A 16,257-nucleotide genomic window follows, 5' to 3' on the forward strand; every position below is an offset into this window, starting at 1 on the left:
GCACCGGCACGCGCCTTTCTTTATTTCGTCAGCTCTATTCGCAACAATTTCAGCATCAATAGATCATAGGGAATAAACTCGCCCAAAATGCCGCCGATTTCCCGGTAAAGCGGAGTACGCGCGCTGGCGGCCAGTTCCTTCGCAAACTGCGGCGTCCACTGCAGCAAATGCCGCTCCAAAAAATCGACCTGCGTATCCAGCCACGTCAGCCTGCATTCCGGCAGCCCTGCCGTCAAGGCCATATGTTCCCCGGCCACGGCCATAAACTCAAGCTCGATCGTCAGATGATCGTCCGTTTCGCTTTGCAGCTTGTTAAAGACGATGCCGCAGTCCTCGTAAGCCTCCCGGATTTGCCGCAGGCAGCGCCGGGCGCCGCGCGCGTCTCCCGTCCGATAGGCGCTTTCGCGAACGCAAGGGAAAACCGCATTCCGGCCGACGAAGAGCCGCCCGTATTCTTCCGTCTCCGTCCGGCAAGCCGCCAGCAGCCGATCCGGCGTTATGCTTGCCAAATAATCCTGCAGCCGGCGCCCTCCTGCAGTAAGCGCCAGCTCCTCCCGCAGCCCGGCTTGGCGCTGCCACGGCGCGATCTGCGCCAGTCCCGGCGGACTCTCCAAAAAATCGATCAGCAGCTGGTACGCCCAGCCCCTGCCCTGCAGCCATTGGGCTCCTTCCACCGTATCCAGCAGCGGTTCCAGCGTTGTCGTCATTGCCGCCCCTCCTTGATCCAGGTCCGGATATTGTTCAGCATGATGCATCTTCCTAACTTCACCTTACCTGAAACCCAGCCGCAGTTATGTGACTTAATTCACATCAAGCGATTCAAATCCGCCCATTTTACAGAAGAGTGGCATAGAAACGCTCGAAGCCCCCTCATCCCTGATGCCGCTCAGCCGAAACACCGCAGCATGGCCATAAATGGCGGGGCGCCTTAACGCCCCGCCTCTTCTTCGCGCCGCTTCGCGAGCGCAGCCCGGTAATCCTCCGGACGGTTCATATTAAAAAACACATGGCCGGCTTCAAGCCCCGTCTCCTTGGCCAAAACGTCTTCGGGGATATACCGGACCCGAAGACGCTCCAGCCATTCGGTCATCCGCAGCCGGCCGGTTGCGAGCGAATCCTCCAGCGCGGGCAGCACGCTGGCGTGATAAGCCGCCAGCAGCGGCTGCACCCGGCCTCCCTCCATCGGGATGACCGCTTGGAATCCGCCGGCAGCCGGACCGGTTTCCGCGTCCTCTGCGATCTTTTTCAGAAAACGGAACAGCCCCGGCGTGACGAAAGGCATGTCGCAGGCTGCGACGATAATCCACGGCGTCCTGGCCGCATGCAGCGCCGCATGGATGCCGGACAAAGGCCCCTGCCCCGGATATCGGTCGCAGACGATCTCCCTGCCAAGCATATGGTAGGCGCTAGCGTTTTGCCCGTTTGCGGCGACGATCACATCGAGGCCGGCCTCCGACATGGCTCCGATAATGGCCTCGATCGCCTTTTCCCCGCCGACGGCCAGCAGCGCTTTATTTTGCCCCATTCGCCTCGATTCACCGCCTGCCAATACCACGCCGGTCAGCTTCGCATCCGCCATCGAATCACCTCCTGAAAATTCGGTCCGTCCCCCCTCTGATTACGGCCGTTCATCGTTTAAAAACCGCGCGGGGTGGACACTTTAACAATTATTGGTTTGTATCCCTTTTCAACAAATGATAAAGTGAGGGTGGCGGCTTCTATACCTAGCCTCTGTCAATTTGCATTCGGTCGGAAAGGAATGTGCAACGTGCATGATCGTGTAAAAAAACAGTCCAAGCTGCTGCCGCTTAAGGCATTTAATTTCTTAATTTACGGAACCATGGTGATCTTCACCAGCTTTTTTCAATTATACCTGCAGGACGCAGGCATGAACAAATTCGAAATCGGCAGCTTGATGGCGCTTGGCCCGCTCGTGTCCCTCTTCGCCAATCCGTTCTGGATGAAGTGGAGCGATCGTCTGCATAATACGAGACGCATCCTGCTGATCATGATGACCGGCACCTTGCTGCTCCTTCAATTGGTGTTCCATGCCGGCACCTACGGAATGGTTTATTTGGCGATGATCCTCTTTTTCTTCTTTCAGAGCCCGCTGTTCGCCCAAAGCAACACGCTGATTCTGGGATACACGGCGAGCCAGCCGAAAAGGTTCGGCGCGTTCCGGAACTGGGGTTCGATCGGTTGGGCGGTGGTCGCCGTGACCGCGGGCATGCTCATCGACCGGATCGGCATATCCCGGCTGTCGTTCCTTGTCACGGGCATTTTGCTGCTCGCCATCGGTACGGTTCTGCTCCTTCCGCCGCTGAAGGCGGCCTCGGAGACGCCGCCCATCCGGCTGAGGGGACTGGCCCAATTTGTCATCAACCGGTATTTCGTGGCGTTCATACTGCTTGGGATCGTCGTTTCCGTCCCCAATGTCATGAATAATACGTTTATGTCGCTTTATATTACGGAGCTTGGCGGTTCCAAAACGATGGTCGGGTTTGCCGTGTTTCTCTCGTCGTTTCTGGAGGTGGCCGTGCTGATCCTCTTTCACCGTTTCCTGAAACGCTCCCTTCCTACCCTGATCGGGTGTCTGGGACTGGTAAGCGTGCTTTTCTGCATACGGTGGTTGATGATGGCCGGCGCTTCGCATCCGCTTGAAGTCGCGTTCATTCAAATTATGCATTGCATCACGTTCGGCGGATATTTTTACGTCGGCATCCAAGTCGTCAGCCAGCTTGTTCCACCGGCTTATCGCGCATCGGCGCAATCCCTGTTCACGCTCACCTGGAGCGGCATTTCCGGGGTCATCGGCAGCTTGGCCGGCGGATGGCTGTACCAGAACTTCGGCGGCGCCACGATGTACAACATGGGCTTCATGATGGCTTTGGTCGGGGCCGTCGGCTTCGGCATGATGTGGTATTGGCTGCGCTCGCAGGGCCATCACCCGAAAACGGACATCCCTGAAGAAGGATTCGAGGAAATGCAAGACGTCTAAGGCACCAACGAAAAAAGCCAGCGCAAAGAACATGTCTTTGCGGCTGGCTTTTGTATTGGGCAGCGGAACGCTTCCGCGCTTATTTCGGCAGCTGGTAAGAGCTTTTCATCGAAACGATCAGGTTGAACACCGGCTCTCCCGGCTTCGAATATTTCGGATCGACGTTAAAATAGCCGTGGCGGAAAAATTGGAACTTGTCCTGCGGCTTGGCGTCCTTCATGCCCGGCTCCACGAACCCGTGCAGAACTTCCAGGGAGTTCGGGTTGATTTCGTCCAGGAACGTTTTTTCGGCCTTTTCCGTCTCGTCGATCGCTTCCTCGCCTTCGGCCTCGCCGTCATCCTTCGCTTTGATCAGCGGCTCATACAGGCGGAATTCGGCCGGCACGGCGTGGGAAGCCTCCACCCAATGGATCGTGCCCTTCACTTTGCGGCCGGTAAAGCCGGTGCCGCTTTTCGTTTCGGGGTCATACGTGCAGTGGATTTCGATCACGTTGCCGTTTTCGTCCTTGATGAAATCGTGGCATTTGATGAAATACGCATTTTTCAGGCGCACCTCGTTGCCCGGGAACAGACGGAAATACTTATTCGGCGGGTTTTCCATAAAGTCGTCCTGCTCGATGTAAATTTCGCGCGAGAACGGGATTTGGCGGGTGCCCATCTCCGGATTTTCCGTATTGTTCTCCGCTTCGAGCCATTCGACCTGGCCTTCCGGATAGTTCGTGATCACCACTTTCAACGGCTTCAGCACGGCCATCGTGCGCGGCGCCTTCAGCTTCAGGTCCTCGCGGACGAAATGCTCGAGCATTTGCAAGTCGATGAGGCCTTGGCTTTTGGAAATGCCGGTTTCATAAACGAAGCTGCGGATCGCTTCCGGCGTATAACCGCGGCGGCGAAGCCCGGAAATCGTCGGCATGCGCGGGTCGTCCCAGCCGTCCACGATGTTTTCGTCCACCAGGAGCTTCAGCTTCCGTTTGCTCGTCAGCGTTTGCGCCACGTTCAGGCGGCCGAATTCGTATTGATGCGGCGTGTTTTCCATTTCGCATTCCGCGATCACCCAATCGTAAAACGGGCGCTGATCCTCAAACTCCAGCGAGCAGAGGGAGTGCGTCACGCCTTCGATCGCATCCTCGAGCGGGTGGGCAAAAGCGTACATCGGGTAAATGCACCATTTATCTCCCGTGTTGTGGTGCGTTGCGTGGGCAATCCGGTAAATGACCGGGTCGCGCAAGTTGATGTTCGGCGAAGCCATGTCGATTTTGGCGCGCAGCACCTTTTCTCCGTCCTTGAACTCGCCCGCGCGCATTTTGCGGAACAGCTCCAGGTTTTCTTCCACGCTGCGGTCGCGGTACGGGCTGTTTTGTCCCGGCTCGGTGAGCGTCCCGCGCGTTTCGCGGATTTGATCGGCGCTTTGGTCGTCCACGTAGGCTTTGCCCTTTTGGATCAGCAGCTCGGCGCGTTTGTACATTTCCTCGAAGTAATCGGAAGCGTAGCGCTTTTCCGCCCATTCGTAACCGAGCCATTTGACGTCTTCTTCAATGGATTTGACGTATTCCACGTCTTCCTTCAGCGGGTTTGTATCGTCAAAGCGGAGGTTCGTCGAACCGCCGAACTCCTGCGCAAGCGTAAAGTTAATCCAGATGGCCTTGGCATGTCCGATATGCAAATAACCGTTGGGCTCCGGCGGAAAGCGGGTAATCACTTTCTGGACTTTGCCGGACTCCAGGTCATCGATCATTACGTTTTTGATAAAGTTGGAGGGGGTGCTTGGTTTCTCCACAGTAATCAACCTTTCATCCTGATTTATGTCCGCCTCATAGAATGAACCGTCAGCAGTTTCCTGCTCTACCCTACATCTATTCTTTATAAGCGTGTTTCATTTAAATATACCTGTATTAACCGGATAGTTCAATGATTCGGCTTTTTGAGCTTTGACGAAAGGCAGGGGATTAGGGTAGCATGGAAAAATAGAATGGAAACGAAAGCCAAAAAGCGCGGCAAATGCCGTTTACCTCATTTTATATAGAAAGAAGGTCTGAAATTATATGTTTACATATCTTCTGGATGACCATATCGAGCTGAAGCCGCTGGCCCTCCAGCATGCACGCCCGCTGTTCGAGCTGACGGTCGATTCGCGCGACACGCTGCGCGAGTGGCTTCCTTGGGTCGATGCCATCACGGACGTGGAGCATACGGTGAGCTTCGTGAAAAACGCCATCAAGCAGGGAGCCGAAAACGGCGCCGTCTCCGCGGGCATTTGGGTGCATGGGGAACTTGCGGGAATAATCAGCTTTCATGAGATTCAGTGGCATAACCGTTCCGTCAGCATCGGCTACTGGCTCGGCAAACATTTCGTAGGCCAGGGCATCATGACCAGCGCCTGCCGCGCTTTCGTCGATTACGCCCTCATGGATTTGGATCTGAACCGGGTCGAAATCCGCTGCGCCACGGGCAACCATCGCAGCCGCGCCATTCCGGAAAGGCTCGGTTTCGTCCTCGAGGGGATCGTCCGCGAAGCGGAGCTGCTGCCCCAAGGGTATGTGAACCATGCGATTTACGGCATGCTGAAAAGCGAATGGAAGCTGCTGCGATAAACACGAAGCGCACAAGGAAAGCCGCCCCGGCAGGATCCGCGATCCGGCTGAAGCGGCTTTTTGAGGTTTTTATTGATCCTGCAGCCATTTCGCAAAGGATTCCTTCACTGTCGCCGCCAGCGCATCCAGGCCCAGCAGGCGTTTCAGCTCTTCCCGGTCCGCCGCGCGGCGTCCGAGCGCCTGCTGCTTCAACACGGCCGCTACCGTGACGCCCATCGGATGCGAAGAGCGCTTGACGATCTTGGCATCCCGGCTTAAACGGCCCTCCTCCAAAATCCGCAAATAAAAGCCGCTGAATCCGGTATCGAGCACCCGGGCCGGAAAATCCTTGACGCCATGTTTGCTGGCCAGCTTAAAGCACGGGAAGCGCGGCTGGCTGACCTGAACGACGACTTCCCCGATTTCGAAAACGTCCCCGATGCACACGCCGGTTTCAAGCAGCCCGGTTACCGTCAAATTTTCGCCGAACGCGGAATAGTCCAATGTCTTGCCCAGCGCCTGCTCCCAATAAGCGTAATGTTCGTACGGGTATACGCAAACGGCCTTGTCCGGCCCTCCGTGATTGACCGTATCGGCCTGTCCGTCGCCGTCCATCTGCGTGCGTCCCACAAACACTTCGCCATGAACCGGTTGTTTATAAATGCCCGTCGTCAGCGGCTTGCCCAAATAATCCACCGTTACGGGCTTGCCGACATTGACGGACACGATGGCGTACGCGTTTTTTTCCTTCAACTTCGATCCATCTCCCTGCCGATATGTTTAACCCTTATCATACCAAAAAAAGGAGAAAGATCTCAAAGGAATTTTTCCGCCGTTGACGTCTTGCGGCGTGCAAGTCCGTTTTCTGCGGTTTCGCGTCCCGTCGCAGGAGCCGGGCACGCCGAGCGGTTTCTCGGCAATGGCCTTCCGTTACAGGGCTTCGACCAGACCTCCGTCGATCACCAACGTGCTGCCTGTGATGTAGGTGTTTGCTCCCGACAGCAAAAACACGACCGCTTTCTCGAATTCCTCGGGTTCGCCGTAACGGCCCAGCGGAATTTCCTTTTGCGCCTGCTCCGCGACGGCCTGGACCGGAATCCCTTTGTCCTTCGCGCTGCTTTCATTCAGCTTCTTGATGCGGTCCGTGGCAATCCGGCCCGGGGCTACCGTATTCACCAGGATATTGTATTGGGCCAGCTCTTGCGACAGCGTTTTGCTCATGCCGGCCACGCCCGTGCGGAACGTATTGGACAGAATCAGGCCGGGGATCGGCTGTTTGATGGAGCTGGACGTTATATTGACGATGTGGCCCCCGCGTTCCTTCATATGCGGCAGGGCGCAGCGGGTCGTCCGGACATAGCTGAGCAGGTTAAGCCGAAACGCGTTTTCCCAATCTTCATCCGTAAAAGATTCGAACGTTCCCGACGGCGGGCCGCCGCCGTTGTTGACCAGAATGTCGATCCGTCCGAACGTTTCGGCCGTATAGCGGATGAGCCCCTCCACTTCGTGCGGAATCGTAATGTCTGCCGCGTAGTATTCGACTTTGCCGCTGCCGAGCTGCTGCAGCTCCTGCTGCACCGCCTGCAGCTTGTCGTCGCTGCGGCTGTTCAGCATGACGTCCGCTCCCTCTTTGACGAGTTCGGCGGCAATCGCCTTGCCGAGTCCCGAGCTTGAAGCAATGACCAACGCCTTTTTGCCCTGAAGCTGTAAATCCATCATACAACCCCTTTTCCATCGTTTTTTAGAAATTGGTTACCACCGAATATATCAAAATTTCCGAACTTTCGAGCGCCGACAAAAAACGCATATAGCCTTCATTACCCGGCTTTACGCCCGGCGAATCGGCCATTTGAAACAAAGGACCTTCACCTCGTGAAAGTCCATTGATTTACTCTATTCTATTAAGAATAAGCCCGTCGCGGCAAAATATCAAATTCAGGCTATCCATCCAGAAAATATGCCATCCAAATTTCGTCCGTCTCCCGGCCTCCGATCCTATATTCACGAACAAGCCGGCCCTCTTCCACGAACCCGCATTTCAGGTAAAAACGGACCGCTCCGGGATTGGTCGAAAGCACGCGCAGCCGCAGCTTGCGTTTGCCCTGCCCGGCAGCCCACGCCTTGGCCGCGCCGATCAGCCTCGTGCCGATGCCTTCCCGCTGATGCGCCGGGTGCACGGCGATGTTGATCTCGCAAACATGCGAATGGGCCGGAAGGCCGGTGGGGTCCCGAAACCCGACATATCCGCACACGATCCCGTCCGCCTCGGCCACGAGCTGCGACGCCGGAGGGCTGTGCCTCAGAAACGCCTCCCTTGAAGTCCAACGCATCGGCTCAGGCGCGGTCCGCTCCGTCCATACCAACGCATCGATATCCATGAGCGCCTGGGCATCCTTCATCGTGGACAACCGGATCGTAAGCGTCTGCTGATCAAGGTTCATGGAAATTGCACCTCTTTTTGTCTAACGTGTGATGTTGAAATTCTCCGGCAAATCATCTTCCTGCCCTATCCGCCGATGGACTCGCTTAGCGCGCGTTCCGCCGCCTTGTTGCGCATCGCATGCACGACGAAACAGAGAACGGCCACGACGGCGATGCCGATCGACAGCCAGGCCACCGGCGCCAGCCCTCCGCCGTCGTACAGGATGCCCATGAAATAGGGGCCGATCATGCGGCCGAGGGCGGTCATGCCGCCGGTCACGCCAATGTAAAACGGAGCCGCTTTATGCGCATGATCCGAGATGAACGCAGGCACGGCCGGGGAGATGAGCATTTCCCCCAGCGTGGCGAGCACCATCGCAAACAGGAGCCCGGAATAACTCGGAAGCATCAGAATGACCACGTAAGCCGCCAAATAAAACAGGCCGCTGGCCGTCATCTGCGAGGACGACTCTTTGGCGAACCACCGTTTGATCCAGGTCGTGACCGGCTGCGCCACGAAAATGAGGATCCCGTTCAGCGTCCATAAAAAGCCGTAGGCCCGTTTCGGCAGCCCTTCGGAAATGATATGCGGCGAAACCCCCGTGTTCCAGATCGAGTTGCCGAACCACAGGAACAGGGAGCCGAGCCCCAAGTACAAATAAAGCCTCGTATTGCCGAGAAGGGCAGGGACGCTTTCTCCCGTGCCGGCTTTGGTCTTTTTGGCCAAATGCACGGGGCCTTCCTGCTTGTCGAGCCGGTTCAAATAATTCAGGAAAAACAAAGCAAACACGGCAGAGGTGGCGCCGTTCAGGATAAAGGTCAGGTGATACGACACGTCGGCGAGAAAACCGCTCAGCGCCGTTCCGAGCGCCACGCCGATGTTGTTGGCCACATAAATGACGTTAAACAGCTCGCCGCGCCGGTCCGCGAACCGAAAGCCGACGAAGGCCTGGATGGCAGGCATCGACACCGCGTTGCACAGCCCGATGAACCCCATCATGATCATGTACAAGACCCAAAACGAGCTGATGAAAGGGAGCGCGAACAAGCCAAGGCTGCATAACCCCAGCGAGCCGACGATCAGCCGTTTGACCCCGACGCGATGATACAGCGCCCCGCCCAGAAGCTGGCCGATGATGCCTCCGAAGGCTTGGATCATGACGACCAGGCCGGCATCGGCCATGCTGCGCCCAAGCTCGTCGAACACGTACATCGTCGTCAGCGGCCACATCAGCGATCCGCCCGCGGAGTTGATCAGGCTGGCGGCGAGAAATATTTTGACTTCGTTCGGATAGGACTGCAAAAATTTCATGTATTTTGTCTCCTGCTTTTGCAAAATGCGTGTTAGACAAGCTGTGGCGGGACACCCGGCATCTTTCCGATGCCACGGTCCCGAAGACGGCTTTCCGATGCAAAAAAGCCCCGAGGGGCTTTTTCAAACGCAAGCGGATCCGGTCTTCTTGTCCCAGAACCAGTATCCATGATCTTCGCATCCCTGGCAATGACGCCTGCTAACGCTTTACTTGGACGACGGTCGAAAAAAATACCGCTCCGCCCCCCATGTCGGCCAGCCGGTCCGGAGTCAGGGCATTCGCCCGCTGCTTGCGGCCCTTGCCGTCCCACCACAGTCCTTGGCTGACGACCGTTCCCGGGAGCATCTTGTCCGTCACCAGCGCTTTCAGCTCCAGCCGTCCGCGGTCGTTGTAAACGACGACGTCGTCCCCGTCTTCGATGCCGCGTTCCGCCGCATCCTGCGGGTGGATTTGCAGCATTGGCCCCTTCTCCAGCCGCTGGTGTTTTTCGACGTTGGCAAAAGTGGAGTTCAGGAAGTTATGGTTCGGCGGCGAAATGAACATCAGCGGATACGCTTCGCTTGCGCCGGGCCGCCTTGTGCCGTCATAACCTTCTTGAAGCGGAATATATTCCGGGAGCGGCGGCAGGCCTGCTTCCTTCATCGCTTCCGAATACAGTTCGATTTTTCCGGAAGGCGTCGGCAGGCGGTCCAAAAAGGTTGCTTGCGGCGTCATGTCGAGCTTCACGAAGCGCCGTTCCTTCAGCGCGTCGAGGGTCACACCGTTCAAATACGGATTCTCCGGGTAATTCAGCGCCCCGGCGATCAGCTCTTCTTCCATTTCCGCGAAGGCTTCGTCGTCCAGCCCCATGGCGCGGCCCAGCATCGCAAACAGCTCGACGTTGCTTTTGGCTTCCCCGATTCTTTCGATCACGGGCTCCTGCAGCTGTACGTAATGATGCCAATACGATGCGTACAAATCGGTCGTCTCGAACGACGAGGCCGCTGGCAGCACGATATCCGCGTATTTGGCGGTGTCGGTCATAAACAGGTCGTGCACGACGGTAAACAGGTCCTCGCGGGCGAAGCCGGCCTGTACCCGCTCCGTATCGGGGGCAACGACCAGCGGATTGCTGCAATAGACGAAGACCGCCTTGATCGGCTGCTCCTTCAAATGCAGCGCTTCGCCGATCCGGTTCATGTTGATGGTGCGCGCCCCCGGGTTCGGCCGCAAATCCGGCCGCTCCAAATAATCGCTGTTCATGGCATGATAACCGCCGTTCGTTTTCACCGCGCCGCCGCCCTTTTTCAGCCACTGCCCGGTCAGCGCCGGCAGGCAGGCGATGCTGCGCACGTTCATGCCCCCGTTATCGTGGTGCTGAAGCCCGTTGCCGATCGCGATATAGGAGACGGAAGCCTCCCCGTACGCGCGCCCCAGCTTCTCGATATCTTCCGCCGGCACGCCCGTGATGGCCGAAACATGCTCCGGCGTGTAGCTTCTGACATGCTCGCGAAGCTCCTCATGCCCTACGGTATACCGCTTCAGGAAGGCTTCGTCCGTCAGTCCGTCGCGGAACAGGACGTGCATCATGCCCAGCGCAAGCGCCGTATCCGTCCCCGGATAAAGCGGAATGAACCAGTCCGCCCATTGGGCGGTGCGGTTTTGGTGCACGTCGATGACGATCACCTTGGCTCCGCGTTTGCGCGCTTTTTCGGCGATGACGATCTGGTGCATGTTCGTGCTGATCAGATTGCCGCCCCAAACGATGATCAAATCCGCATGCTCCGTATCTTCCGGCGAGGTGCCCCCCTTGAAGCCCATCGTGTATTTCCAGCCGGCGTTTCCGGCGGCGTTGCAGATCGCTTGGTCCAGGCGGCTTGATCCGAGCGCGTTGAAAAACCTGCGGTCCATGCCGTCGACGCTGAGGATGCCCATGTTGCCGTAGAAGCTGTAAGGCAAGATGGACTCCGGTCCGTATGCGTCGATCAGCTCCCGGTACCGCGCCGCGATTTCACTGACCGCCTCGTCCCAAGAGATCCGTTGAAACTCCCCGGAACCCTTCGGGCCCGTCCGCTTCAGCGGGTACAGAATGCGTTCTTTATGATAAATCCGCTCGGTCATATTGCGGACTTTGTTGCAAATCGCTCCCTGCGTGATCGGATGCTCCGGATTGCCGGTAACCTTGACGATTTTGCCGTCTTCCTTATGCAGCAGCAGGCCGCATGTGTCGGGGCAATCCAGCGGGCATACCGCCGGGAACACGCCGTTTTTTTGGTCTATCATTTCCGCTCCACTCCCCTTGTCGCTTCCAGATTGTTCGCTCTTCTATAGTTATCTTAATGGGCGGGCGGGAAATGCGCAAAAGAAATTAAACCGCACCCATGCCAAACCGACCGGGCGTCGGCGTTTTCGCCAAAAGAAAAACCTGCCGCAAAAGCGGCAGGTTCCCCGTGCTGATGTTCGTTGTTCGGCTGCGATTCGTTTCGGTTCGTCTACAGCAGCTGTTCGATGGCCCCCGCCATCGCTTCCGGATCTTCGCGCGGTTCATAGCGTGCGACGACCTCGCCGCTGCGGTTCACCAGAAACTTCGTGAAGTTCCACTGGATATCGCTGCTTTCCGCGGTTCCGGGCTGCTGCTCCTTCAAATAGGCAAAAAGCGGGTGCTCGGCTTCGCCGTTGACGTCGATTTTCGCGAATACGGGGAACGTTACCCCGTAATTCAATTGGCAAAACGAAGCGGCTTCCTCGCTGCTGCCGGGCTCCTGTGCCCCGAATTGGTTGCACGGAAAACCGAGGATGACGAGCCCCTGGTCCCGGTAACGTTCATACAGCTTTTGCAGGTCGCCGTACTGCGGCGTCAGACCGCATTGGCTTGCCGTATTGGCAATGACCAGCACCTTGCCCTTGTACTCCTCCAGAGAGACTTCCTTGCCCGCCGGCGTGGCGGCTGAATACGTATATACCGACATGTTCTTCCCCCGCTTTCATGGATTATCTTCCCCGGTGTTTGGCTTTGGCTTTTTGAACGGCAATTTCCCGTTTGCGCTTCGCCTGGGCTTCCCGCAGCTCTTTGGAGAGACGCGTTTTTTCCCGCTTGCGCAAATCAAGCTCCTGCTTGATGGCTTCCTGGCTTGCCGAGCTGACTCCGCGTCCCCTGGACTCCCTGGCCGCAAGCCGGGCGAGCCTTTTCGGGTTAGCCTTCGGCTGCGTTGCCTCGGCGATATCGACGCCGCAAGACAACCGGTCCGCCACGGAAGAAAGCCCGTGCAGGACAAATTCCCATACTTCCGGAAGCGAAGGCTCCCCGCCGAAAATATGCCTGCCCGCCAGCAGCTTGCCGTCCTTCTCCACTTCCACGATTCCAACCCAATATGGTTCTTCGAAAAATACCGTTAATTTCATGGTACTCCCCCTCTGTTCAACATGGGAACGCCGGACATCCCGAGGGGGGAAGGTTACTGACACGGGACGGCGCCGGGCCGCCGCCTCGTGCGCCCGGACTACCAACCGGGCCGTGTTTTTGCGTTCTAATTCCATCATACACAAGTCGAAGCCGAGTGCAAGCCGCGGCAAGCGTTCGGCCCGGATCGACGCCCGGCAAAAAAAAATGAACCGAAAAAGCGCAAAACCGCGCTTTTCGGTTCATGAATCCGTTGATGTTAACGTCCCGCTCTTCCGCCCCGGCGTCCGGAAGCGTCGCCGCGGCCTCTCCGGCCTTGCGCCTGGGATGCGCCGCGACCCTGTTTGCCGCCGCCCGGGGCTCCGCGCTTGGCACCGCCGCGGACGTCCCCCTTGCGGGAGGAAGCCCGGGCCGGCTTATCCTCGCGGCGGGAACGGCTTTGCCCGCCCCGGCTCGAACCGGCGGCGCCGCCGCGCCCGCCTTCCTGCTCTTTCCGGCGGCCGGGGGCCCGTCCTTCGGCCGGACGAGGACCGCGCGCTTCCACGATCGCTCCGTCCTTTTCATACCGGCGGCGCTCAATGGTGTACTGGATGCCCTGCTCAATGCGCTGCAAGTCCCCCTTGTCCTTCGGGGATGCCAGCGTGATGGCCATCCCTTTTCCGCCGGCACGGCCCGTGCGGCCAATGCGGTGGATGTAGCTGTCGACCTCATGCGGCATGTCGTAGTTAAAGACGTGGGTTACGCCCTCGACGTCCAGCCCCCTTGCCGCCACGTCCGTGGCTACCAGCAGCTGCAGCTTGGCTTCGCGGAAACGTTTCATGACCTGCTCCCGTTTAGCTTGCGACAAGTCGCCATGCAGTTCGTCGGACTCATACCCCTGCTCCAGCAGCGCCGCGTTCAGCGCCGATGCCCGGCGTTTGGTGCGGCAGAATATGATCGCGAGGTACGGACGGTACATTTCAATCATCGAGACCAGCGCCTGCTGTTTGGTCCGATCCGTCACTTCGACGACCAGCTGGCGAATGGACTTCAGCGGCACCGGGGAATGTTCCACCTTGATCGTGACGTCTTCGGCGTCGCGGGTATAAAAAGAAGCGAGCCGCTTGACTTCGGCCGGCATCGTGGCGGAAAACAGCAGCGTCTGCCGATGGTACGGGAGCGCCTGGATGACCGTCTCCACCTCGTCCAGGAAGCCCATATGCAGCATCTGGTCGGCTTCGTCCAGCACGAGCGTTTTGACCCCGCCCAGCTCCAGCGTGCCGCGGCGAAGATGATCGTTCAGCCGTCCCGGCGTACCGATAATGAGATGCCGCCCGCCTTCCAGCTTGCGCAGCTGCTTCTCCACGTCCTGGCCTCCGTATACCGCAAGGATGCGGATCTCAGTGCCCCGCGCCAGCTTCCGCGCTTCCTCCGTGATCTGCAGCGCCAGCTCCCTCGTCGGCGCAATGATCAGGGCCTGCGGGAAAGGACGGCCCGGGTCCAGTTTCTGCATGATCGGCAGCAGGAAAGCCAGCGTCTTCCCCGTTCCGGTTTTGGCGCGGGCGATGACGTCCCGTTCGGCCAGCGCCAGCGGAATCGTCTCCGCCTGCACCGGCGTCGGCACGGCAATCCCGTTCTCTTTCAGGGCGGAAACCCATGTTTCCTTGATGCCCAGCTCTAAAAAATTTGGCAAAACATCCACCTCGTTATGTTCACTTTTTCGTTTGTCCCTGTTTCGAATCCATCTTCAAAATACTTATTGTAACGGATATGCCGCAAGTTGGCGACTCCGCCCCCAAACCCGTTTGCCGAATCATTCCGGATTTGCCGGATTTGCCGGCAGGCCATCGTGACCTCCGCGGTCCGCCGTCATTACTCACCTTTTGCCGGGTAATCCCGATTTGATCCGCCGCCACGGCCCGGACTTAAAATTTGCCCGATTTGAAAATGGCGTACAGCAGCCATACGACCAACAGGAACGCGACGCCCAGACCGATGCCGATCACCGGAAAATGCCATAAAATCGAAGACTGCCGGTTCATGGAGGACCCGATGATCAGCCCGACCATGATGATGCTGAAGGCCAGCAGCACGATGCTGAAGGACAGCCTGTTGCTGATTTGGTCCAGCTTGCGCATCAGCGATTCCATCTCCGGCATGCTGATCTCCACCTTCAGTTTGCCTTTGCTGAACAAAGCGGAGAGATGTCTCGCCTGGGAAGGCATATCCAGCAGCGCCTCGGCCAGCCCGGCCGCGCTTCCGAGCAGCTTGCCGCGGATACGGCGGGGGCTGAACCGATCCTTGATCAGCTTCTTTCCGAACGGCTCCGCCATGTCGATGATGCTCAGCTCCGGATCGAGCTTCTGAATGACGCCCTCCATCGTGAGCAGCGCCTTGCCGAGCAGCGTCAGATCCGGGGGCATCATGATCGCATGCCGCTGGGCTACCCCGAACAGGTCGCTGAGCGCCTTGCCGATGCCGATCTCGGAGAAAGGCATGTCGTAATATTCGTCCCGGAGCGTGTCCAGGTCCCTTCGCAGCGCATCCAGATCATTGTCTTCCGGCAGCAGGCCGAGATGCAGGATCGCGCGGACCATGCTGTCCGTATTTTTACGCATAAGAGCAATAATAAGTTCGGATAAATGATCCTTCATATCGCTGCTAAGACGTCCGACCATCCCGAAGTCGAGGAAGGCCAGGCTGCCGTCCTTCCGGAGGATCAGGTTGCCCGGATGCGGGTCGGCATGGAAAAAACCCTCCATGAATATCTGATGCAGCATGGCGTTGACGAAACGTTTGGCGATCAGCTTCGGATCGAATCCCGATGGTTCCAATTGCTCGGGCTGGCTGAGCGTAATGCCCTCCACATACTCCATCGTCATGACCCGCGAAGAAGAATACTGCCAGAAAATCCGCGGGATGAAAATGTAAGGGTCGTCCTGAAATTGCAGCGCTATTTTTTCCGTGTTGCGGCCTTCGCGGCTGTAATCCATTTCCGCCAGCAGGGATTTGGAAAATTCCTCGACGATTTTGGTCAGCTGGTACCGTCTGGCCCATTCCCACCGTTTTTCGGCGATCTGGGACAGATCCCGCAAAATCGCCAAATCGCGCGTAATGGTTTGCAGCGCGCCGGGGCGCTGGATTTTGACGGCCACCGCTTCCCCCGATTTCAGCTTGCCCAAATGGACCTGCCCGATGGAAGCGGCGGCAACCGGAACGTCGTCAAAACGAGCGAACACCTCGTCAACCGGCGCCTCCAGTTCTTCTTCCAGAATGCTTCGGGCTGCTTTCGCCGGGAAAGGGGGAACCTGATCCTGCAGCTTCACCAGCTCCCTGATCACGGTATCCGGCAGCAAATCCGAGCGCGTGCTCGCAAGCTGCCCAAGCTTCACGAACGTCGGCCCCAAATCCTCCAGCACGAGACGGATCCGCTCGCCGAGCGTTTTCGTCTCCGTTTGCTCATGCTTCAGCCGGCGCCGCGGCAAGGACAGCATCTGAAACAGTCCCAATTCCTCCACCATGTAGCCAAAGCCATGACGCATAAGCGCCATGGCGATTTCCCGGTAACGACCGGTATGCCTGATGCGGACGGCCATA

At 57.9% G+C, this 16,257-nt stretch carries 14 protein-coding genes; 2 read left to right on the forward strand and 12 right to left on the reverse strand.

Annotated elements, in window-relative coordinates; all coding sequences use genetic code 11:
- Nucleotides 1–20 precede the first annotated feature (20 nt).
- Complete coding sequence (locus NYE48_RS26020) at nt 21–707, reverse strand: TorD/DmsD family molecular chaperone (RefSeq protein ID WP_341000393.1); 687 nt, start codon at nt 705–707, stop codon at nt 21–23.
- A 221-nt stretch (nt 708–928) separates the two neighbouring features.
- Entirely contained in the window at nt 929–1,579 is a 651-nt protein-coding gene (gene mobA, locus NYE48_RS26025) for a molybdenum cofactor guanylyltransferase (protein WP_341000394.1), read from the reverse strand.
- A gap of 180 nt (nt 1,580–1,759) precedes the next feature.
- Here mobA and NYE48_RS26030 point away from each other — a divergent pair, with 180 nt between their 5' ends.
- On the forward strand, nt 1,760–2,998 hold the full coding sequence (locus NYE48_RS26030; RefSeq protein ID WP_212949760.1) for an MFS transporter: 1,239 nt from the start codon (nt 1,760–1,762) through the stop codon (nt 2,996–2,998).
- 79 nt (nt 2,999–3,077) lie between these two features.
- Here NYE48_RS26030 and NYE48_RS26035 read toward each other — a convergent pair whose 3' ends face one another.
- On the reverse strand, nt 3,078–4,775 hold the full coding sequence (locus tag NYE48_RS26035) for a glutamine--tRNA ligase/YqeY domain fusion protein (RefSeq protein WP_341000395.1): 1,698 nt from the start codon (nt 4,773–4,775) through the stop codon (nt 3,078–3,080).
- Between the two features lie 265 nt (nt 4,776–5,040).
- Between NYE48_RS26035 and NYE48_RS26040 the strand changes: the two genes are divergently transcribed.
- Complete coding sequence (locus NYE48_RS26040; RefSeq protein WP_036706313.1) at nt 5,041–5,589, forward strand: GNAT family N-acetyltransferase; 549 nt, start codon at nt 5,041–5,043, stop codon at nt 5,587–5,589.
- A 69-nt stretch (nt 5,590–5,658) separates the two neighbouring features.
- On the opposite strand, the gene NYE48_RS26045 is transcribed toward NYE48_RS26040, so the two are convergent.
- The 9 genes from NYE48_RS26045 to NYE48_RS26085 form a co-directional block, all read right to left on the reverse strand.
- Nucleotides 5,659–6,321, reverse strand: coding sequence for an MOSC domain-containing protein (locus tag NYE48_RS26045; protein WP_246536854.1), 663 nt, complete (start codon nt 6,319–6,321; stop codon nt 5,659–5,661).
- 177 nt (nt 6,322–6,498) lie between these two features.
- The gene (locus NYE48_RS26050; protein ID WP_341000734.1) at nt 6,499–7,284 is read right to left on the reverse strand and encodes an SDR family oxidoreductase; all 786 of its coding nucleotides are present in this window, start codon (nt 7,282–7,284) and stop codon (nt 6,499–6,501) included.
- A gap of 224 nt (nt 7,285–7,508) precedes the next feature.
- Nucleotides 7,509–8,009: a GNAT family N-acetyltransferase gene (locus NYE48_RS26055; protein WP_036706311.1), complete on the reverse strand. Its 501-nt coding sequence runs from the start codon at nt 8,007–8,009 to the stop codon at nt 7,509–7,511.
- 65 nt (nt 8,010–8,074) lie between these two features.
- A complete protein-coding gene (locus NYE48_RS26060; protein WP_339322596.1) occupies nt 8,075–9,301 on the reverse strand; it encodes an MFS transporter in 1,227 nt (408 codons plus the stop codon).
- A 199-nt stretch (nt 9,302–9,500) separates the two neighbouring features.
- Nucleotides 9,501–11,564, reverse strand: a complete 2,064-nt coding sequence (locus NYE48_RS26065; RefSeq protein ID WP_341000396.1) for a molybdopterin-containing oxidoreductase family protein — start codon at nt 11,562–11,564, stop codon at nt 9,501–9,503.
- Between the two features lie 209 nt (nt 11,565–11,773).
- Complete coding sequence (locus NYE48_RS26070; protein WP_212949752.1) at nt 11,774–12,250, reverse strand: glutathione peroxidase; 477 nt, start codon at nt 12,248–12,250, stop codon at nt 11,774–11,776.
- A gap of 22 nt (nt 12,251–12,272) precedes the next feature.
- Nucleotides 12,273–12,683, reverse strand: a complete 411-nt coding sequence (locus NYE48_RS26075) for a YjdF family protein (RefSeq protein ID WP_212949750.1) — start codon at nt 12,681–12,683, stop codon at nt 12,273–12,275.
- A 257-nt stretch (nt 12,684–12,940) separates the two neighbouring features.
- Complete coding sequence (locus NYE48_RS26080) at nt 12,941–14,353, reverse strand: DEAD/DEAH box helicase (protein ID WP_341000397.1); 1,413 nt, start codon at nt 14,351–14,353, stop codon at nt 12,941–12,943.
- A 232-nt stretch (nt 14,354–14,585) separates the two neighbouring features.
- Nucleotides 14,586–16,256: an ABC1 kinase family protein gene (locus tag NYE48_RS26085; protein WP_341000398.1), complete on the reverse strand. Its 1,671-nt coding sequence runs from the start codon at nt 16,254–16,256 to the stop codon at nt 14,586–14,588.
- Nucleotide 16,257: the final 1 nt, after the last annotated feature.

The sequence above is a fragment of the Paenibacillus sp. FSL M7-1455 genome (genome assembly GCF_038004655.1).
Lineage (GTDB): Bacteria > Bacillota > Bacilli > Paenibacillales > Paenibacillaceae > Paenibacillus_AQ > Paenibacillus_AQ cookii.